This is a genomic window from Citrobacter sp. Cpo040, assembly GCF_030332915.1.
Taxonomy (GTDB): Bacteria; Pseudomonadota; Gammaproteobacteria; order Enterobacterales; family Enterobacteriaceae; genus Citrobacter; species Citrobacter portucalensis.
Genome location: NZ_JAOWGX010000018.1, coordinates 1 through 242 on the forward strand (window position 1 = coordinate 1; position 242 = coordinate 242).

The window sequence follows — 242 nt, forward strand, 5'->3', positions numbered from 1 at the left end:
GTTTATGGCGGGCGTCCTGCCCGCCACCCTCCGGGCCGTTGCTGCGCAACGTTCAAATCCGCTCCCGGCGGATTTGTCCTCCTCAGGAGAGCGCTCACCGACAAACAACAGATAAAACAAAAGGCTCAGTCTTTCGACTGAGCCTTTTGTTTTATTTGATGTCTGGCAGTTCCCTACTCTCGCATGGGGAGACCCCACACTACCATCGGCGCTACGGCGTTTCACTTCTGAGTTCGGCATGG

Annotated in this window: 1 rRNA gene; it reads right to left on the reverse strand. The window is 56.2% G+C overall.

Features of this window, described 5'->3' with window-relative positions:
* Window positions 1-160: 160 nt before the first annotated feature.
* Window positions 161-242 (reverse strand): 5S ribosomal RNA (rrf, locus tag OGX86_RS22770); the annotation flags it as partial.